The 19531-nt window shown below is 39.7% G+C and carries 21 protein-coding genes and 1 pseudogene; 15 read left to right on the forward strand and 7 right to left on the reverse strand.

Annotated elements, in window-relative coordinates; translation table 11 throughout:
• Position 1 precedes the first annotated feature (1 nt).
• Both GHD25_RS01695 and GHD25_RS01700 read right to left on the reverse strand, forming a co-directional pair.
• A complete protein-coding gene (locus GHD25_RS01695) occupies positions 2-2155 on the reverse strand; it encodes a heavy metal translocating P-type ATPase (RefSeq protein WP_164214603.1) in 2154 nt (717 codons plus the stop codon).
• On the reverse strand, positions 2148-2513 hold the full coding sequence (locus tag GHD25_RS01700) for an ArsR/SmtB family transcription factor (RefSeq protein ID WP_164214604.1): 366 nt from the start codon (positions 2511-2513) through the stop codon (positions 2148-2150). Before GHD25_RS01700 ends, GHD25_RS01695 begins: the two co-directional genes overlap by 8 nt.
• A 135-nt stretch (positions 2514-2648) precedes the next feature.
• Between GHD25_RS01700 and GHD25_RS01705 the strand changes: the two genes are divergently transcribed.
• Positions 2649-2870: a hypothetical protein gene (locus GHD25_RS01705; RefSeq protein ID WP_164214605.1), complete on the forward strand. Its 222-nt coding sequence runs from the start codon at positions 2649-2651 to the stop codon at positions 2868-2870.
• A 2-nt stretch (positions 2871-2872) separates the two neighbouring features.
• A complete protein-coding gene (locus GHD25_RS20115) occupies positions 2873-3079 on the forward strand; it encodes an FtsX-like permease family protein (protein ID WP_346426762.1) in 207 nt (68 codons plus the stop codon).
• 379 nt (positions 3080-3458) lie between these two features.
• On the opposite strand, the pseudogene GHD25_RS01710 reads toward GHD25_RS20115, so the two are convergent.
• A pseudogene (locus tag GHD25_RS01710) lies at positions 3459-3751 on the reverse strand (transposase); the annotation flags it as partial.
• 38 nt (positions 3752-3789) lie between these two features.
• On the opposite strand from GHD25_RS01710, the gene GHD25_RS01715 reads away from it, so the two are divergent.
• A complete protein-coding gene (locus GHD25_RS01715) occupies positions 3790-4272 on the forward strand; it encodes a barstar family protein (RefSeq protein WP_164214606.1) in 483 nt (160 codons plus the stop codon).
• A 351-nt stretch (positions 4273-4623) separates the two neighbouring features.
• On the opposite strand, the gene GHD25_RS01720 is transcribed toward GHD25_RS01715, so the two are convergent.
• Complete coding sequence (locus tag GHD25_RS01720) at positions 4624-5268, reverse strand: VOC family protein (RefSeq protein WP_164214607.1); 645 nt, start codon at positions 5266-5268, stop codon at positions 4624-4626.
• A 230-nt stretch (positions 5269-5498) separates the two neighbouring features.
• On the opposite strand from GHD25_RS01720, the gene GHD25_RS01725 reads away from it, so the two are divergent.
• The 5 genes from GHD25_RS01725 (at position 5499) to GHD25_RS01745 (ending at position 9892) form a co-directional block, all read left to right on the forward strand.
• Positions 5499-6188, forward strand: coding sequence for a response regulator transcription factor (locus tag GHD25_RS01725; RefSeq protein ID WP_462943485.1), 690 nt, complete (start codon positions 5499-5501; stop codon positions 6186-6188).
• Positions 6185-7555 carry a HAMP domain-containing sensor histidine kinase gene (locus tag GHD25_RS01730; RefSeq protein WP_164214609.1) on the forward strand — a complete coding sequence of 457 codons (1371 nt, stop codon included), beginning with the start codon at positions 6185-6187 and terminating at the stop codon, positions 7553-7555. Before GHD25_RS01725 ends, GHD25_RS01730 begins: the two co-directional genes overlap by 4 nt.
• A 91-nt stretch (positions 7556-7646) precedes the next feature.
• Positions 7647-8447, forward strand: coding sequence for a PepSY domain-containing protein (locus tag GHD25_RS01735; protein WP_164214610.1), 801 nt, complete (start codon positions 7647-7649; stop codon positions 8445-8447).
• A gap of 76 nt (positions 8448-8523) precedes the next feature.
• Positions 8524-9147: a PepSY domain-containing protein gene (locus GHD25_RS01740; RefSeq protein WP_164214611.1), complete on the forward strand. Its 624-nt coding sequence runs from the start codon at positions 8524-8526 to the stop codon at positions 9145-9147.
• A gap of 448 nt (positions 9148-9595) precedes the next feature.
• A complete protein-coding gene (locus GHD25_RS01745; protein ID WP_164214612.1) occupies positions 9596-9892 on the forward strand; it encodes a CD3324 family protein in 297 nt (98 codons plus the stop codon).
• Between the two features lie 60 nt (positions 9893-9952).
• Here the strand turns inward: GHD25_RS01745 and GHD25_RS01750 are convergent, their stop codons facing one another.
• Positions 9953-10498: an NADPH-dependent FMN reductase gene (locus tag GHD25_RS01750; protein WP_164214613.1), complete on the reverse strand. Its 546-nt coding sequence runs from the start codon at positions 10496-10498 to the stop codon at positions 9953-9955.
• A 188-nt stretch (positions 10499-10686) separates the two neighbouring features.
• Here GHD25_RS01750 and GHD25_RS01755 point away from each other — a divergent pair, with 188 nt between their 5' ends.
• The 6 genes from GHD25_RS01755 (at position 10687) to GHD25_RS01780 (ending at position 15373) form a co-directional block, all read left to right on the forward strand.
• A complete protein-coding gene (locus GHD25_RS01755; protein ID WP_164214614.1) occupies positions 10687-10959 on the forward strand; it encodes a hypothetical protein in 273 nt (90 codons plus the stop codon).
• 433 nt (positions 10960-11392) lie between these two features.
• On the forward strand, positions 11393-12088 hold the full coding sequence (locus GHD25_RS01760; protein WP_164214615.1) for an ABC transporter ATP-binding protein: 696 nt from the start codon (positions 11393-11395) through the stop codon (positions 12086-12088).
• Positions 12085-13482 carry a hypothetical protein gene (locus tag GHD25_RS01765; RefSeq protein WP_164214616.1) on the forward strand — a complete coding sequence of 466 codons (1398 nt, stop codon included), beginning with the start codon at positions 12085-12087 and terminating at the stop codon, positions 13480-13482. The genes GHD25_RS01760 and GHD25_RS01765 overlap by 4 nt, the downstream gene beginning before the upstream one ends.
• Before the next feature lie 293 nt (positions 13483-13775).
• Positions 13776-14045: a thioredoxin domain-containing protein gene (locus GHD25_RS01770; protein ID WP_164214617.1), complete on the forward strand. Its 270-nt coding sequence runs from the start codon at positions 13776-13778 to the stop codon at positions 14043-14045.
• Positions 14046-14115: 70 nt separating this feature from the next.
• On the forward strand, positions 14116-14511 hold the full coding sequence (locus GHD25_RS01775; protein WP_164214618.1) for a YppG family protein: 396 nt from the start codon (positions 14116-14118) through the stop codon (positions 14509-14511).
• 157 nt (positions 14512-14668) lie between these two features.
• Complete coding sequence (locus GHD25_RS01780; protein WP_164214619.1) at positions 14669-15373, forward strand: alpha/beta hydrolase; 705 nt, start codon at positions 14669-14671, stop codon at positions 15371-15373.
• A gap of 42 nt (positions 15374-15415) precedes the next feature.
• Here GHD25_RS01780 and GHD25_RS01785 read toward each other — a convergent pair whose 3' ends face one another.
• Together GHD25_RS01785 and GHD25_RS01790 are read right to left on the reverse strand one after the other, a co-directional pair.
• Positions 15416-16270, reverse strand: coding sequence for a DegV family protein (locus tag GHD25_RS01785; RefSeq protein ID WP_164214620.1), 855 nt, complete (start codon positions 16268-16270; stop codon positions 15416-15418).
• A 209-nt stretch (positions 16271-16479) separates the two neighbouring features.
• Positions 16480-17385, reverse strand: a complete 906-nt coding sequence (locus GHD25_RS01790; RefSeq protein ID WP_164214621.1) for a DMT family transporter — start codon at positions 17383-17385, stop codon at positions 16480-16482.
• Between the two features lie 456 nt (positions 17386-17841).
• Between GHD25_RS01790 and GHD25_RS01795 the strand changes: the two genes are divergently transcribed.
• Positions 17842-19305, forward strand: a complete 1464-nt coding sequence (locus tag GHD25_RS01795; protein ID WP_164214622.1) for a DEAD/DEAH box helicase — start codon at positions 17842-17844, stop codon at positions 19303-19305.
• The last annotated feature ends 226 nt before the right edge of the window (positions 19306-19531 follow it).

The raw sequence follows: 19531 nt of genomic DNA on the forward strand, positions 1-19531 counted from the left end.
TCTAAATCGCCTGCTTCATTTGTTTTGCAGCCGATAATTCCGTATTATTTTCTTCTCCGGCATTTACCTTCAATAACCTTAATGCGTTTAATGTAACGAGCAGTGTTGCTCCCATGTCAGCAAATATGGCAATCCAGAGCGTCAGCCATCCGGGGATGACCAGCAGCAGGGCAAGCAATTTGATTCCTATGGAGAAAGCGACGTTTTGTTTTATAATGGATAGTGCTTTTCTGCTCAGCTTTACAGTATAGGGGAGTTTTTTCAAATCATCACCCATCAATGCAACATCGGCTGTTTCCAACGCGCTGTCCGTTCCGGCTGTCCCCATGGCAATGCCGACAGTGGCGGCTGCCAGGGCTGGCGTATCATTGATGCCATCGCCAACCATGGCAATGTTGCCATACTCCTTATCATACTTTTTAATAAAGTTTAATTTATCCTCTGGAAGAAGTCCGGCCTTTGTGTCCGTTACGCCAAGTTCACCACTTAATGCTTCAGCTGTTTTTGGATGATCTCCTGTGAGCATGAAGGAGTGCTTGATGCCCAATTCATGCAATTTACGGATTACATATTTGCTTTCTGTCCGGGGTTCGTCCCTCATAGCAACGGCGAGCAAAATCTCTTTCCTTGTTCCAAGCAGCATGATAGTCTTGCCGTCTTCCTGATATTGAACTATAGAGGTTTTGATTGTTTCGTCTCCTTCCACTGTTTCGGAAAGAAACTTCGGGGATCCGACTAAAAATTCCACCCCATCAATTTTCGCTTTAATTCCTCTTCCCGGAATGGTTGTAAAATCATTTACTTCCACATCAGAAAAATCCACGTTTTGTTCTAGAGCATAATCTAATATCGATGCCGCCAGCGGGTGCTGTGATTTATTTTCCATGGCAGCTAAATAGCGTAAAGCTTTGTCGTGATCTTCCGTGAAAAATTTAGTATCTGTCACTACAGGCGTGCCTTTTGTCAATGTACCGGTCTTATCAAAAGCAATCGTTTTAAGGGATCCAATCTGTTCCAGGTAAAGTCCGCCCTTAACAAGTACGCCGTTTTTTGCTGCATTACCGATGGCGGTCACAATGGCAACCGGCGTGGAGACGACCAGTGCACAAGGACAGCCGACAACGAGGACAGCCAGCCCCTGGTAAACCCAATCCAGCCACGCTCCGCCAAAAAGCGGCGGTACCATGGCGACAAGGGCAGCAATCACGATAATAAGCGGCGTATAATAAGAAGCAAAACGATCAATAAATGCCTGGGAAGGTGCGCGTTCCGCCTGGGCATCTTCAACTAAATGAACAATTCTTGCAATCGTTGTATCGGCTGCTTTTTTCGTTACTTTGATTTCCAGGAAGCCGTCGTGATTAATGGTCCCTGCATATACTTCATCATGTAATTGTTTTTCGACAGGAATGGATTCCCCGGTAATTGGCGCCTGATTAATGGTAGAGAAACCTTTTAGAATAATCCCGTCCATGGCAAGTTTTTCACCGGGTTTCACAAACATAATATCCCCGATTTTTATGTCATCAATGGAAACAGTCTGTTCTCTTCCATCTTTCAGTATGGTTGCATTTTTGGGTGCAATTCCCATTAATTGTTTAATGGAGGATCGGGCTTTATCCATGGAATAGGATTCCAAAGCTTCACTGATGGCAAAAAGGATAACAACAATAGCGGCTTCCATCCATTCACCGATAATGGCTGCACCAATTACCGCGATAGTCATCAATGTATTCATGTCGAACCGGAGCCGGGTGAGATTTCTTAAACCGGCACGGAAAAGTGTTAGGCCGCCAATGAGAATAGCTAAAGCGAGAAGAAGAGTTGTGACTAAATCGGCCGTATCGGAAAATAAAGAAGTAAAAAATCCGGCTATAATGAGTGCAGCAGCTATAATCAGCCGGTGATTGCGAATCCAGAATGGTTCTTTTTTTTGCTTTTCATTTGGATTATTGACTACTTTAATCCCTTCAAAAGAACCGGCTTTTTCTATTTCTGCCACGGTTGCAACGCCAGTAACTGCTACTTTTGATGCACCAAAGTTTACTTCTGCATCCTTGACGCCTTCGATATGTTTTATGTTATTTTCAAACGTTTTTGCGCAATTGGTGCAGGATATTCCTTCCACCCGGTATATTTGCTGTTCTTCAGACATGGACAGGATGCTCCTTCATATGCCGGAAAGCCTGTTGGATTAACTGTTGTATATGTTCATCGGCTAATGAATAATAAACAAGTTTCCCTTTTTTCCGGAATGTTGCTATCCCGGCTTTGTAAAGCTGCCTGAGATGATGTGAAGTTGTTGCTGTTGTTGCATCAATGATTGCTGCAATATCACATACACAGAGTTCGTCTTCTATTAATAGGGCATAAGCGATCTGCAGCCGGTTTTTGTCTGCAAGCAGTTTATATAAAGTACTTACTTCAGGAAATGGTTGCTGTGAAAGCTCCTGTTTAATGCGTTTTACTCTGTCTTCATGGATACAGGTTACATCACATATATTTTTGGCCAATATGCACACTCCAGTCATTCAAATAGTCATTTGAGTATATTATATTCAAGCCTTCATTTGAATGTCAAATAAAGACCGATTTCAGCAATCCGAATTAAAGTGGCAGGAGGTACAGATTGAAGTGAAGAGAGTCAAGTGATACTAGAAAAAGTAGCAAGTAATATTGAGAATAGAACAGGACTTATTACAGAAATTACATTGGGTTCGTCACCACAATTAGCTTTAACTTATGTTCCCGGGTTAAATGATGAAAATGATATTGGCTGGCTTCAACAGCCCTGGGTGAATATTGGCTCATCATTTCTATTTTCCAAGAAACTAAACTGGGATTTTCGGGAATTGTGGCAAGTGTTATAGCTGTGGCAATCGTATATGTTTGGTCTTCTGGAATTGTTAACCTATTAGCGAAACGAAAAGAATTTGCAGTTTTATTGTCAATTGGTTGGCGTCCAAGTCAATTGAATCGTTTATTATTCATAGAATCAAGCATAGTCGGTCTGGTAGTAGCATTCATTTCCTGGATTATGCAGATGAACGATGGTTACACGGTACGCAAGATGGTATGATACACGCGATTTTAGAATTTACAGTTCCTGAAACAATTGAAAGTTATGGATTGCTATTAAGAAATGGAACCCTAGGGAATGGGATAATGGTATGGTTTGAAAAATAATATAGCATAAATTTATTGACGATTTCACTTATCTTCTTGGTTTGTGAAATCGTTTTGTTTAGTCCTTGAATAGCAATTTATCTAAGTTATGTACAAAATATAATAGAAAGTGGTGACTTGTGATTAAGTGCACTTAAGGTAAACCAGATAATAGTTGTCAATATTTCTCTCAAAAAACTTAAATTAATTGTGGTATACTTATTTTGCACATGCCAAATAACCCTCCTGAATTTTTAATTGGAGGCTTTGGAGTATTTGGTTAAGTTAACTAGTTACGCAATATTTTGGAAGGTTGAGTTGCTTTTCAAAATGGCATAAATCCAATGTAATAGTTTATTGGCACACGCAATTATCGCTACTTTATAAGGATTTCCTTCACCTCGTTTTTTATAATAAAATTCCCGTAATTTCTTGTTACAAGGAATGGTTTCTTCTGTTGTCTTTTGCTTGCGAACATCACGGATTGCGGAGCGAACCACCATAATTAGGGCATGTCTCAGTCGTGTAGATCCTCTTTTGGTTAATCGATTGACTGTCCCCTTGTGAATCGTCCGGATTCAAAGACAGGTTAGTTGAAAGAAGAATAAATATTGGAGGTGCGAATTGTCAACAGAATTCTGGAAGGAACTTATGCAGAATGGAAGCATTACTTTATTTTGGAATAACAGCATTTTTGAAAAAAGTATTCAGGCAATTAAATTAGAAGGATTTGATATATATTCATTTAATTGTAATGAATGGGACAACGGCAATTTTCACAAAGACATTTCTCAAACTCTTCAATTCCCAGACTATTATGGTGAGAATTTAAATGCTTTTAATGATTGTTTATCTGACATGACTACCGAAAATAAAGGTTTTGTATTAGCATTTAAGAACTTTGATGCTTTCTCAAAAAAATATCCTGATATCGCATTTGAAATTTTGGATATTATACAAATAAATTCATGGCGATTTTTGATTGAACGTACTGTTTTATTAGGTTTTGTACAATCGAATGACGGTAAATTATCTTTTCCCTCATTAGGAGGAATGACTGCAGATTGGAATAAAGAAGAATGGTTTAACAAAAATAGAGGTTTATAAATTATTTAACAAACGGATGCTTTTCTGGAGCCTGTTTTTAATAGATTGTTGCTTTCTTGACGAAACCGCAGGAGGCTAATATTGTGAGTTTTTAAGCAGCTTAACCGAATTAGGGTCCCAACCAATAAATACCAATAATTACCATGCTCAATGATTGATAGTTAATCATGTTTATGGAAAATCGAAAAGCCGATTATAGGACAAATAAAGGTGAAAGTAAAAGAGGACAAGAAGATACCTTGTCCAAATGTTAATTCTTCACTTGAATGTTATTTTCTCAAGTTCTTCCTTGCCTTGCGAAGTTCGGAGTAAACAGGCAGAAAAAAGCCGGATTCAGCCATTTTTTTGCTGTTAATACGATTGATAGGAAAAACCAAGCCGATGCTGATTATCCTCAATAAATTTCAACCGGCTATTTCCCAGTTGGATGATATCATCACTGGCTTCCAGTATAAATATCTTGTGAAATAAATCTTTATTTGCCATATTCAGTGTGACTTCCTCAATCCTCTTATTGTTAAGAAGCGCTTTATCCTGTGGCACATTTTTAGTTTTACCCCATTCCAAAATAAAAGGAAGCGTCGTTCTGGCGGCTTCTGGAAACAGCATCCGCCATTCCAGCCGGGAACCGTCCGGTCTCTGCCGGCTGCCGGCAAAAGGGCCCTTATAATTTACATCGGTCTGCTGAAAATGCTCAATGAAGTCATCCATTTTTTCCGTGCGTACTGCAAATTGAATAAAAGCTTCATGCCCTTTTGATAATGCGTCGTACGTTTGCATGATAAGCGGGTTATCAGAGGCTTCTGCAAGGTCTTCATCAAAAATGCCGATCCATTCAATATAGCTGTCATTTGCAAAATAAGCTAAATAATTGTATGTCCCCCAGTTATCATGCTTACCTCCTTCCAGCACTGTAACATCATGCTTTTCTCCAAAATCCTTTGCCGCCTTTTCCGGATCTTTGGCGGTAATAATCAGGTGATCCAATGCCAACATGAAAAAACCTCCCATAATCTTTTCATTTATCTTGTTTCTAAGTATAATGGTTTCATAATTAAAGGGGAAGAAAAGGGACACGGGGACAGGTTAAAGGGACACGGGGACAGGTTGACTGTCCCATTTATTTAAATTTGCGAATGCGGGACAAGGAACCTGTCCCCGTGTCCCTACGAATATGGGACGAGGTACCTGTCCCCTTGTCCCAAGAAAAGCAGGTGGTAATTTTGGTGGGGCCTAGGATTTTAATTGTGGAGGATGAAAAGAAGTTAAGCAGGGTTTTACAGCTGGAGCTGGAATATGAAAATTACGAAACGGCGATTGCTGATAATGGCAAGGATGCACTCCGGCTGATGGAAGAGAAGGAATGGGATCTGGTTTTGCTGGATATCATGATTCCGGAATTAAGCGGACTTGAGGTATTGCGCAGAATCAGAAGAACGGATGATGCAACGCCTATCCTCCTATTGACTGCCAGGGATGAAGTCCATGATAAGGTAAGCGGACTGGACCTTGGCGCAAATGATTACATTACAAAGCCGTTTCAAATTGAGGAGCTGCTTGCCAGAATCAGGGTACATTTGCGATCGCCAAAAGTGAAACAGACAAACGTGGAAATACTTTCTGTCGGGGAGTTAAAGGTCGACTTGAATGCGCATGAAGTAACTTATGCTGGTGCGTCGATCGATTTGACACCAAGGGAGTTTGATTTGCTTGTTTATCTGCTGAAGAATAAAAATATCGTGCTGTCAAGAGAACAGCTGATTGAAGAAGTATGGGGCTTTGATTATTTTGGAGACACCAATGTTGTAGATGTTTACATCCGTTATTTGCGGCAAAAAATCGATAAAAACTATAACTCCAGCTTTATCCAAACGGTACGCGGTGTCGGCTATACGATAAAGGATCAGAAAAAATGAAGCTGCGCACAAAAATTCAATTGTTTTCCAGTCTGTTTATGCTCGTTTTGATTTTAATCGTAAATGCCTCTATATATTATTTATTCTACCAAACCAGTGCGGAAAGTGAGTTAGAGCAGGTAAAATCGCAGACGGACACGATGGCCGGAGAGCTTTCAGACATCATGACAGAAGATCTTGCAAACAATCCTGATGCAGCCAGCGATTTGATTAAAGCATATTTACCGACCAATGGCATGGCACGAGTATTTCCACAGGAGGGCGAACCGCTGGAATGGCATAGAAGGCCGAATGCTTACACTACACTTGAAGGCGGATTTCACGCATCAGAAAGCCAAAGAATCATTTCCCCGGATGATGGTTCCAATGTTGCAGTTGTGAAGAAGCCGATTATCTGGAGTAATGGTGATGTGGTAACATTAGAAGTATCCAATCATTTAGTTGAGCTCGACAGTACGATGACGACCCTGTTTTATGTTCTGCTGGCTGCTTCCATTATCATACTGATTCCGACCGTTTTGGCGGGAAATATACTAAGCAGGTTTTTATTAAATCCGATAACAGAACTGATTAGGACGATGAAGGAGAACACAAAACAGGGAAAATGGCAAAAAATTGAAGTGGATAGCAAATCCAAAGATGAATTATATGAAATGGAAAAAACTTTTAACGAAATGATTGACCGTTTAAGGGAGAATTTTGAAAAACAAGAGGTCTTTGTATCTGATGCTTCCCATGAATTAAAAACACCGATATCCATTGTAAAAAGCTATTCACAGCTGTTAAAACGGAGAGGGCAGGAAAATCCGGAGCTGATTGAGGAATCCATTGAAGCCATTGATTCAGAAGCTGATCGTATGCAGAAATTGGTGGAGCAGCTGCTCGCATTGGCTAAAAATAAAAATGAAGCCGTGGCAAAGGATGTGGATATGACTTCCTTAGTTGAAGAAACAGTACAAATTTTTCGGGGAGCTTATAAGAGAGAAATCATTTTTCAGAATACAGGAGACCCAATTGTCGTGGAAGGGAACCCGGATCAATTGGAGCAAATCATCTATATTTTGGTTGATAATGCATTGAAATACAGTGAGGACCAGGTGAATGTATCGCTAACTTCCCATGGTGAGTGGATGAAGCTTCATGTAACAGATTATGGACAGGGGATTCCGGAAGAAGAGCAGGAGCGCATCTTTGACCGTTTTTACCGCATGGATAAAGCGAGAAGCCGGGAGACTGGGGGGACGGGGCTTGGCCTAGCTATTGCCAAGGCAATTTCATCCATGCATAATGGGGAATTGGATGTCAAAAGTGAAATCGGAAAAGGGTCAACATTTTCGCTTATCTTGCCGCTGCCTAAAGAGAATTAACATTTTCTAATCAAATTCTAATTTTACTCACAGGGTTTTTTCATTCTCCTCGGTTATGATTTAACTAGAAACAAACAAGGAGGAGATAGAAATGAAAAAGACAATTGGAATGACTGCAGCAGTGTTGACAGGTGCGCTTGTTCTTGGGTTGGGAATATATCAATCGGATGCCTCAGAGGCTGACGTGAAATTATCGGAAGAGGATATCAGACAGCTTGTTGAACAGCAATACCCGGGTGAAATTACTGAGCTTGAATTGGAAAAAGAAGCAGACAGGGCAGTATATGAAGTCGGAGTGGAAGGAGACAGCAAGGAATATGATATGGAGCTTGATGGGGATACCGGTGAAGTCCTCGAAATAAGGGAAAAAGAAATGATTGCTGGTTCAAATGAAACAAATGGTGGGCAAAACACTGTGAAGATTGCCGAAAGCGATGAGAAAAATAATAGCAAAGAGCGATCCAGTGACATTTTAACGGTTGATCAGATTGAAAAGATTGTGCTGGAAGAATTTCCGGGAAGGATGATAGAACTGGACCTGGACGAAGATGACGGCCGCCTAAAATATGAAGTGGAAGTACAAAATGAAAACAGAGAAGAAGCAGAACTGGATATTGACGCTTACACCGGGGAAATTTTAAAAATAGAAACAGAAACATACGGCGGGAATAAGCATACAAATGCCGATAAAAACCTGGATGGTATTCTAAATGCAGCTGAGGTTAAAGAAATTGCACTAAATGAGTTTTCAGGAAAGTTAAAAGAGCTGGAATTGGATAAAGATGATGGCCGTTTAATTTATGAAGTGGAAATTAAAAATAAAGGAAAAGAAGCAGAACTGGATATTGATGCACGCACTGGAGAAATCCTGGAAATAGAAATAGATGATTGAGCCGCAACAACAATTTCCATACGGTATTTTCAGAAATGATATGTCCGGATCTTAAAAGTGGGCAAGGAGGAGAGCTATGAAGAAAAAAATAGGCTTGATTACGGCAATTATCATTGGAGCGGCTGTTTTAGGGGCGGGTATCTATCAGTCTGACGCCGTACATGGTGATCCTGATTTGTCTCAAGACGAGATCCGGGAGATTGTTAAATCCCAGTACCCGGGAGGGGTTACACAAGTCACCCTGGAATCAGATAACATGCAGACTGCGGTATATGAAGTCCAACTGGAATATGACAGAAAAGGATATTTGCTTAAGATAGACGGAAATACGGGGCAAGTGCTTGAAATGCAAGAGGTAGAATTGCAGGAGGCTTCCCGGGAAGAGGATTCAGGTGATACGGACAGTTCAGGTGAAGAACATGCAGACAAACAAACACAGGAAGAAACTGGAGAGAAGCAAGATGAGCAGGAAGAAGATGACAAGGAGCCATTAAGGGAAAGGTCCACCATTGATTCTGAAGAAGCCCGCAGAATTGCATTAAATGAGTTTGACGGGACGGTGACTTCCCTGGAATTGGATGAAGAGGATGATCGCTTAATCTATGAGATAGAAATTGAAAGAGGCGAGCAGGAAGCTGAAATTGAAATTGACGCATTTACAGGAGAAATACTTGTTATTTCTATTGATATAGATGATTAGGAGTTGCCGCCTGAATTTGAGGCGGCATCTTTTTTTCATTAAAAACCAAGAAAAAAATAATTATAACCAAACTTTCCCTTGTTTATTCTTGGTTTCCATGAGTTAATGAAGGTGTCGGGCCGATAGACTCTGGGAAAGGAGGCTGATTATAATGATCACAAAATATGAGGTGGTTTCCGCTTAAGCGGAAATGGAAACGAATAGGGCCGTAAAACTGCGGTCCTATTTTTTATCTGCAGAATTCGGAACATTAACATCTTTCAATAACAAAGAAAATCAATTATACTATTTTGTACAAAACTTACCCGGGCAAGATGATCGGAAGCCTGGTGTATGCCTATTTACTCAGAAATATAAATTTAAAAGGAAAGGAGACAAGAAGTGATGGATATGATAGAAGGACGTCTAATATCAAATTGTCTGTATTTGGAAGAGGAGGAAAAAAATCGTGCAGTACAAAAATGGAAAAGAGGTGCTTCCCCCTAGTCTGCTGAAAGAAATGCAGAAATATATCCAGGGTGAACTGGTGTATATTCCAAAAGCAAAAAATAAGCGGGCGGGCTGGGGAGAAGTCAATGGATCCCGCCAAGTCATTAAAAAACGCAATGACACAATATATGAATTATATAAGGAAGGCAAGAGTCTGGAAGAACTGGAGTCCATGTATAATTTATCCGTGGACAGTATACGCAAAATCGTTTATAAATCGCGTTGTGTAAAAAATGATGCTAAACAAAATATGTAACAAAAGGCGCGGTGAACAAAGAAAGTATGTTCACTGCGCTTTTGCTTTGACATTTTTTCATTATGGCCGGTTATTTATTCCCTTCTGCAGGTAAATCATTTCTTCAGCAAGTTTTTGAATTCTGTCAGCAACATTGGGATCTGTAATCTCTTCACTTTCTTCATTGAAAGCATCATTTTGAATATAGACGTTCCCTGTTGGAATAAGCCCTTTAAAATAAGAAAGGACTGGTTTTAATTGATATTCCGGTACCAGGAAATGCCTGTCGGACCATCCTGTTGCTACGATGCCTGTCACCTTATATTTGAATGCATTTTCCGGCAGGAGATCCAGCAGATTTTTTAATGCACCTGAAATGGATGCCTGATAAATCGGGGTACCGAACACAAGGAAATCAGCTGACATCATTTTATTAACAACTTCCCACGTATCGTCATTATAATCCGCAAGCGGGGCACCAACAGTAAATTCAATCTCATAATCCCTTAAGTCAATTAATTCAGTCTGTATACCTGCATCAAGAAGCTGAGCAGCAACCAATACATCGTTTACTGCAAGAGATGTTTTCTCCCCGGCAAGTGCTCCCGATATTCCTACTAGTTTCATTCTTATTAACCTCTTTTCGTTATCCTGTGTGGAATACTGTATAAAAGTGAATGAACCATTTCCCGTTTAAATTTCCATATTTTCTGCTAAGACCAATTCATTCTTTTTATCCTAAAAACATTCAGCTGACAGAGTGAAATAGTGACTTGTATTCTAAGACAAAGCTGATTTTAGCTGATTGCATTTCCTTGATTATAGAATTTTTAATGCCATTTTATATGAAGTACATGATATTAGCAAAAAATCAGCCGCATTGTAATTTTGATCCTGTTTTCCGTAATAAAAAATTATTATATTTATTCTTTCTCTTGTTGGACAAGCGCTTTACATGCGTTAATAGATATGTCGCAAAAATTCTGGTGCAGAAAGGGGCGGATGAGAGTGCAAATAATCATAAAGGTGATGACAAAAAGATGATAATAAAAGGCGTTGAAAAAGAATTCGTATTTACTTATCACTAAAAATTCCCGTGTTATTTAAGTAAGTATAATTATCCGTCAGTATACCAAACCAGAAGCCTTCCCAAATATGAAGGGAGAAGGTTAACGTGAATTTTCATACAGAAATATATAAATGTATTGCTCATGACCGGTTAGCACAATTAAAAAAAGAAACCTATGAAAATGAATGCTTTTATAAAAAAGCAGGATCGATAGAATGGAAAATGAAAATGGATTTATTTCAAAGTCGGATCTTACGGCGCTGGAAGGCTGGATAGTAAATATGTGAAGATGGATGCTTATATTTTAGTAAAGATAGTGTAAAGTGAATGCGGAGTTACATGAAAACAGTCTCTTTATAAGGGCTGTTTTTATGGTATATCTCCTTTTAAGTGAAACATTTCGATAAGCAAATACGTATCTGGATTAGTGAAACAGGCAAGGGGGGAGCCGCATGAAAGCATTGGAGTTAAAAAACGTTACAACAACAATATCAAATACAACACTTTTGGAAGATATTACTTTTGATTTGAAAGCGGGCTCCGTTAAAGCCCTGGTGGGACACAACGGCGCGGGAAAATCTACCCTGTTCAAAACTATCCTGGGCATGTTGGAAAAAGCCTCGGGAAAGATTACAGTAAATGAAAATTATGACCAGGATGATTCCTTTTTAACCTTCAAACAAATGATATCATATCTCCCGGAGGAGCCACTACTGTTAACGGAACTGACAGCAATGCAGCACTTTCAGCTATATGGCATGAGCTATGAACTGTCTGAAAGGACATTAACAGAACGGGTTAACCGCTATATCTCCGGTTTTGAATTAAAAGACAAATTACATGAGTACCCGGAAGCATTGTCAAAAGGAATGCGGCAAAAAGTACAAACTATCTGTGCATTGCTTCCGGATACCCCCATTCTATTAATTGACGAGCCATTTATTGGACTGGATGTGTATGCCATGGATTACCTGCAGGAAGTCATCAAGCAGAAAGTCCGGAATGGGACAAGTATTTTACTTACAACGCATCAGCTGGAAAGAGTACGGGGGCTGGCGGATTCATTTATTATGCTTCAGCATGGAAAAATCCAAAACCAGGGATCAATCAGCGAGTTTGAAACCATTCAGAGGAGAACGGAGTTATGATACGAAAACCCTCTGTCTGGAAAGCATATTTATTTTTAAGCAAAAACCGCTTTCGTAAAAAAAGAAAGCTCAGCAAAATGGCGTTAGCGCTTGTTATTGATTTAACGACTGCTGTTTATGTCATTTTGTTTCTTGGATATATATTTGCTGCTTTGTTTATATTTGGGGATATTACTGAAGAACTGACACCGTATTTTAACCTGCTTGAAGCCAACGGGGAAAAGGGTTTTTGGATTTTATTGACTGTTTTGCCGATAAGATATGTGTTTAAGGCATTCCGTGAGCCAGGGATAAGATTCTCCAGTTCAGAATATCAATTAACGCTTCTTCCATACGCAAGGAACAAAGTCTGGCTGATGACGCTGCTTGAAAAACTGGTAAAACAAATTGTGATATATGGTTTTGTTTTAGGAGCTGCAGCAATATTAACACCGATTTCCATCAACCTCATACTTTCATACATGGCATTATTTTTAACTTACGAAGTGATCATGACCGTACCGCAATGGAAGTTGTTTCAGCAGCGGTTATGGGTGAAAATCAGCGTGCTGCTTGCAGTACTCAGCATAAACATAGTTGGATTTTCACTCGAATCGCCGATTGCCGGGCTGGTTTTAGCAGGGGTAATAATTATTTCCCATATTTATCTCCTGCCGGGGATATTTAAACACATCGACTGGTCCAGGGTGACGGAAATCAGTGATTATCATATTTGGAATATGCAGCTGATCAGCTTTGCATCCAACACTAAAATGAGACGGCAAAAGAGGTTCGGCATTTTTCAGAACAGCCCGAAGCGGAAAGCTCCTTTTCGTACAAAAAAAGCCATTTATCACCGCATGTGGAAGGTATATCTGTTTAAAAACTATGAATTATTATTCCGGTTAGTTGGTGCACTTTTCCTTATGTTGATTATACTGCCATTTGTTCATGAAATAGCACTGCCAATTGGAGTTGCTATTGCAATATATGCCTATAGCTCAGTCATGTCGACATTTTATATGGACCGCTTTCAGGCTGACATTTTGCAGGCTTTGCCATGGGCTCTATCCGGATTTCGGAAAAGTTTCTTTACCTGGGCTGCGTTCGGATGGGGGGTATTATTTATCCCGGCAATGATAGGGATTTATGTTATCGCAGGTTATTGGTTTGTTCTTTACATTGCGCTTGTGATGAGCGTGTTTTTATATAGTTTTTTCCTGAAAATAAATAAGTCCATGGTCATTCTGGCTAGAAAATCAAAAGTTTTTCAGCTTGAGGAAGGAATACATTTTGCGAGTATTGTTCTTGTCGGTTTCAGTGGAGTATATCCTTTATTGACATTGATATTTCCGCTTATTTTAATGCTGGCGATAAAACAAATAAATATGAACGATAAATTTCTTAAAGTGTGATGAACATCATAGCAGGCAGTTTTTATTCGCGGTATGATTAGTTATGGGGATACGGGATGTCTCTGGTCTATCCTGATTTGCAGGCAAGTCGGTATGTCTGCAACAAGAAAGGAAGCAAATGCTTATGGAAAGCTTTGCTTCCTTTTATATTGCTTAAAAAAATCCATCATTTGTAAAAAAAATGAAACACTTGAAATATAGTTGTAATGTTTTTGGAAAAATTGTGTTTTAGTTAACTGATAAACGGGTATGTGTTGATGGAACGGATTAATGGCGGCAGGGAGGTAAACAATATGGAAGACAAAGAAGTTGTTGTATATATTAGTGATAACAGCAGGAAATGTGATCAGCTGTTATCCGAACTGGATAAAATGGAGATCAATTATGAAACTAAAAATGTGACGAAAAATAAAAGCTATATGAAGGATCTCCAAAATCAAGGAGTTTATGGAACACCGGCAACATTTATTGAAAATGATAAAAGTCCAATACTGGGACTTCAGAAAAATAAAATAATCCAGGCTTTGGATGAAGGACAGGGGAATTGGCAACATTATTTCTAGCCAAACACACTCCAATTAATTTTTGCATAAGTTATTATCAGATAATATTGTGCAAAAGAGGTGTGTACGCATGTTCCATCGTCCTTATCATCATCCCCGCCAGGAGCAGCCTTTTTATCATTACCATCAGGAAATGGGTCCATTTTCTCATCAACCATTCAACGAAAAACCTCCATATAATGAACCGCCTGTTCACCAAACGCCATATGAATATTTTGCAAAGCCGAAACAGCCAAATTGGCAGGACTTTATGCAACAGCAGTATCAAAAGCAGCCGCCGCAGGGAAATTATCCTCCATACCAGCCAATGAAACCGGCAGGCGGATTTATGAGTAATTTTCAAAATGAGGATGGAAAGGTTGATATTGATAAAATGTTAGGTACGGTAGGACAAATGGCCAATACGTATCACCAGGTTTCTCCTATATTTAAACAATTTAGTTCATTTTTGAAAGGGTTTAGATAAATGGTGATCAAGCTGATGTGCAGGATTTACATCGGCTTTTATGTGCTTTGATAAATTACCCAGTTATGGTAAATGAAAAAGGATGCATAACGATGAATGGGTAATATTTTTCGGGAGAGTGGGCAAATGTATGATAAGAGCATAGAGGTGAATAGATATGATTGGTTGTTTAATGATACACGGATATACTGGCAGCCCCTATGAAATTTCTCCGCTGGCAAACCATTTGAAAGAAAATACAAATTGGAAAATAGAAGTGCCTACACTTCCGGGGCATGGGAAGAACCTTGATTTAAGAGATGTTTCCCATGAAAGCTGGATTGAAACAGCAGAAAAAGAGCTGCAGCAATTAATGCGAAAATGTGACGACATTTATTTGATAGGCTTTTCCATGGGGGGGATGATTGCTTCCTATTTAGCCGCAAAATACGAGGTAGAGAAGCTTGTGCTGCTGGCTACAGCAGGGAAATATTTGTCCTTTAAGCAAATCGGCATGGATATGGGAGAAATACTGGCCGATCGCATTAAAGGGGAGCTGGACAGCAACAAAATGTACTTGCATTATAAAAATAAGACGGGACATGTTCCCTTTAAAGCAAACATAGAATTTATGAAGCTGGTAAGGTTCACGAGGCGTTACTTGAAAAAAGTAAAAACGCCTGTGTTAATTGCACAGGGGCAGCAGGATGGGATGGTCCCATATAAAACAGCATATTATCTGGACAAAGAAATTACCTCAGAGGAAAAAGAAGTCGTTTTCTTTGAAAGGTCAAAGCATCTTATTTGTTTAGGTGACGATAAAGACACCTTGAACTCCATGGTACTTGACTTTTTGAATAAACCTGCTGTAGATGCAAAATAGGGATGGTTCTCCAGTTTCATAAGAGATCATCCCTCTGTTATTTTAATCCCTGAAAAATGCAATGACCAATGCTCCTTTACCGCAGTATGTGGAAATTAACGGACCTGTTTCGGTAATATAGGCATCTTTAAACGGATATTTTTTCTTGATGTCGGCGAGTACTGATTTTGCTCTTGTTTCGTCATTGCAATGGGACATGGCAATGATTTTATTCTCCGCGTTCTTTGTATACTCGCCGATTTGTTCGATAAAGCGGCGAATGGATCTTTTTTCCCCGCGCACTTTTTCCGTTACTTCAATTGTTCCTTCTTCGCTTCCCTTCATTAACAATTTAATATTCAGGGTTTTGGCAAGGGCACCTTTCACTTTGTCCAAACGTCCGCCCATAATTAAATTCTCCAAAGTTTTTAATACGAATAAAGAGGTTGTTTTCTCTATTTTCCGGGAAAGATGGGCAACAATTTGATCAAATGTTTCGTTTTCTGCTATCTTTTTCTTTGCCTCATGCAATAGAAGTGCGACCCCGCACGAGGCTGTTTTCGTGTTTAATACTTCAATTACACGGTCCGGCTCTTCCTCCAGCAGTATATTTTTTCCGGCAACAGCATTTTCATAAGTACTGCTTAGCCCTTTGGATATACTAAGCATAATAATTGGTTTTTCTTTGTTCACCTTTTTATATGCTTCATAAAAATCATGCGGACTCGGCGCTGCCGACTGCGGGAGTTCATTCGTTTCTTTTATTTTTTGATAAAATGCGGGGAGGTCGATATCTACTCCACTTTTATATTCGCCATCTTTAAAATGCAAATACAGGGGCACGATCTGCAGATTCATTGCTTCTGCCAATTCTTTTGGTATATCCGCTCCACTGTCAGTCATTAATTGTATGTTCAAAAGATCACCCGGTTTCTTGTTTTTATTTAAATTATATCAATAATTTTATGCTGGTTGTATCATTTTTACTCTGTTTTATTAAATCATATGGAGAGGCTGATGGGAATGCCCCCCGCCTTATATCTTGCTGTATGTCAAGCTTTGAAGCTGTTCAAAAGAAGGAGTAGCAGCTGGTGCAATTTTAACCAAACAAGTTTATCGTCCCATGTTCAGCTTTTTTTTGATATGGTAACAGATGGTTTTCTGGTAGTGCTCATGATAAACAGGAACAGGCCGAATATGACAATGGCTCCACCGAGCAATTGCGACCATGTAACCACTTCTCCGAGAATAAAGTATGCAAGTATGGTTGCCCCAACAGGTTCAAATACAATTCCCATGGAAATGGTAGCGGTACTCAGCCATTTAAGGGCCCAGTTAAATAAGGAATGGCCTAAAAAGGTCGGGAAAATGGCCAATGCCAGAAATAGCCAACAGTGATCAGCAGGGTATCCGGTAAAATCGTTTTGCAGCACAACATTGTATAAAATCAAGGCGATAGAAGCTATGCCATAAACAAGAAACGTATATGTCATTAAAGACAGGTTTCTCCTCGCCGATTGTCCCATGAGAAAATATGCGGTTACCGTGATGGCCCCCAGCAGTGCCAGTATGTCGCCGAACAGTGCTAACCCGCTGATCTGAAAGTCTCCCCAGCTGATAATAATGCTGCCAAATAAGGCAATAAGCATACTGATAATCGCACCGGAAGAAAAGCGCTCCTTGAAAAATAAGTATGTGCCCAAAAAAGCAAATATCGGCTGTAAGCTGACAAGTACAACCGAGCTGGCAACAGATGTATAATTCAGGGATTCAAACCAGAGAATAAAATGAGCAGCTAAAAAAATACCTGCAAATATAGATAGAATCCAGTCTTTATTGGATATTTTTTTAAACTCATGACGATATTTCATTAAAATAATTGGCAGCATAAGCAGTGCAGCAAATAATAACCGGTAATTTGCAATAATGGCTGCAGGTGCTTCATCCGCCAGCCTTACCAAAATGGCGGAAGCAGACACTGTAATTACCCCTATAACTACTGCTGCATGCGGATTAAATGGAGGGAGCCGCATTGGAGGACCTCCTTGTATATTCATGATGTGTTTTAGTTTATCATGGTCTTACGTAAAAATCATTTATCTTGTTAGTATCACCGCGGATTATGTGATATGATAATACAGGCTTAATTTTTAGGTTCTTGTGATAAGGATGCAACATTGAATATAATTTCATGAATATATTTTCAACATACAAATGAAAAATTTTCAACATATGCGTTTATGAAGTTTAACTTAAAAACACTAAAGGTTTACGGTTAAATAGGGGCGGGAAACGAATTGTAGACCAATGTATAACATTATAAAAGCTGGCTTATCACTAAGCTTACCGGCAGAAATTAAACTTATTGTATTTTTTGGCGGTAGACCCATTATTATGGCAGATTGCGGCTTTGAGCCATGCTAGTTCCTCATCCGCCAAAAATTGCCATCGAGAATATGAAATAGCAGTAAAAAGGAGTAGAGTATCAAGTGACAACATTTAATGAATTAAATATTTCAAATCCAATTATGAAAGCTTTGGAAAACATGGGATTTGAAGAAGCGACTCCGATTCAATCGGAAACAATTCCATATGGACTGGAAGGTCATGATGTGATTGGACAGGCCCAGACCGGTACGGGAAAAACAGCAGCATTTGGCATACCAATGATCGAGAAAATCGATGCAAAGCAAAGAAAAATACAGGGACTTGTCGTGGCGCCAACCCGTGAATTGGCGATTCAGGTGGCAGAGGAGCTCAATAGGCTGAGTAAATTTACAGGAATCCGGGCATTGGCCATTTTCGGCGGTCAGCAGATGGACCGGCAAATTCGTGCACTAAAAGAAGGTCCGCAAATCGTAGTTGCGACTCCGGGAAGATTGCTTGACCATATGCGCAGGAGAACTATCCGGATTGACATGGTGGGAATAACGGTATTGGATGAAGCGGATGAAATGTTAAACATGGGATTTATCGATGATATCCGTGAAATTTTAAAAGCCATACCGGAAGAAAGACAGACATTATTATTTTCGGCAACCATGCCAAAAGAGATTCGCGATATTGCGACAAACATGATGAATAATCCAAAGGAAATTAAAGTTAAAGCAAAAGAAATGACCGTGGAAAATATTGATCAGTTTTTCATTGAAATCCCGGAAAAATTCAAGTTTGATACATTAAATAACCATTTGGACATAAATTCACCGGAACTTGCTATTGTGTTCAGCAGAACAAAAAAGCGCGTAGATGAAATTACAGAAGGCCTGCAGGCGAGAGGTTACCGTGCTGAAGGAATCCATGGGGACCTGACGCAGGGAAAACGCATGTCTGTATTAAATAAATTTAAAAATGGCCGGGTGGATGTACTGGTGGCAACGGACGTGGCAGCAAGAGGCCTGGATATTTCCGGTGTGACCCATGTGTATAATTTTGATATACCACAAGATCCGGAAAGCTATGTGCACCGTATTGGCAGGACCGGAAGAGCGGGGCGGACGGGAGAAGCCATCTCTTTCATTACACCAAGAGAAATGGCGCATCTGCAGTTAATTGAAAAAACGACGAAAAGTAAAATGAAACGCCTGGTGCCGCCTACCATTCATGATGCACGCAAGGGACAGCAGCAGGTTACCGTAGACAAAATAATGAAAACAATTGAAGAGTCTGATTTAAAACCGTACAAGCAAACAGCAAATGAACTGCTTGAGGATCATGATTCCATCTCCGTCATTGCAGCTGCATTAAAGCTAATGACGAAAGAACGAAGAGATACACCGGTAAGAATCTCTTCCGTGGCACCAATCAGCGTGAAAAAAGCACAGCGGTCCAAGGATAATAACCGCCGTTCCAATAAAAAAAGATTTTATGGAAAACGGGGACAAGGAAACCGAGGACAGGGCGGCAGGAATCAAGGCGGCAGAAACCGCAAAGGGAATTATCACAAACGCTAAATAAAAGATAGACCTGGAAAAAGCTCTCTTTGGGATAAGGGGCTTTTTTCTTTGCTTAGCAAAATTTTTATTTTTTAAGCTGGGATTAGGGTTGTTCGTTTAGCCTTATCCGGCTCCAACAGACAACAGAAACTATTTGGAAGTTTTTCTACACTTCTATAATGAGCCTGCGCATTTATTCTTTTGAAACTTGTGGTGGGAGATCCGGTCGTTATAAGTGAACTAA

The organism is Virgibacillus aidingensis (genome assembly GCF_010994035.1).
Classification (GTDB): domain Bacteria; phylum Bacillota; class Bacilli; order Bacillales; family Amphibacillaceae; genus Virgibacillus_N.

Coding starts and splice junctions, on each gene's coding strand:
- GHD25_RS01695 (WP_164214603.1), bottom strand. CDS start 2,155: ATGTCTGAAGAACAGCAAATATACCGGGTGGAAGGAATATCCTGCACC.
- GHD25_RS01720 (WP_164214607.1), bottom strand. CDS start 5,268: ATGTTGGCATTGGATCACCTGATTATTACCGCCAAAGATCCGGAAAAG.
- GHD25_RS01730 (WP_164214609.1), top strand. CDS start 6,185: ATGAAGCTGCGCACAAAAATTCAATTGTTTTCCAGTCTGTTTATGCTC.
- GHD25_RS01735 (WP_164214610.1), top strand. CDS start 7,647: ATGAAAAAGACAATTGGAATGACTGCAGCAGTGTTGACAGGTGCGCTT.
- GHD25_RS01740 (WP_164214611.1), top strand. CDS start 8,524: ATGAAGAAAAAAATAGGCTTGATTACGGCAATTATCATTGGAGCGGCT.
- GHD25_RS01750 (WP_164214613.1), bottom strand. CDS start 10,498: ATGAAACTAGTAGGAATATCGGGAGCACTTGCCGGGGAGAAAACATCT.
- GHD25_RS01760 (WP_164214615.1), top strand. CDS start 11,393: ATGAAAGCATTGGAGTTAAAAAACGTTACAACAACAATATCAAATACA.
- GHD25_RS01765 (WP_164214616.1), top strand. CDS start 12,085: ATGATACGAAAACCCTCTGTCTGGAAAGCATATTTATTTTTAAGCAAA.
- GHD25_RS01770 (WP_164214617.1), top strand. CDS start 13,776: ATGGAAGACAAAGAAGTTGTTGTATATATTAGTGATAACAGCAGGAAA.
- GHD25_RS01775 (WP_164214618.1), top strand. CDS start 14,116: ATGTTCCATCGTCCTTATCATCATCCCCGCCAGGAGCAGCCTTTTTAT.
- GHD25_RS01780 (WP_164214619.1), top strand. CDS start 14,669: ATGATTGGTTGTTTAATGATACACGGATATACTGGCAGCCCCTATGAA.
- GHD25_RS01790 (WP_164214621.1), bottom strand. CDS start 17,385: ATGCGGCTCCCTCCATTTAATCCGCATGCAGCAGTAGTTATAGGGGTA.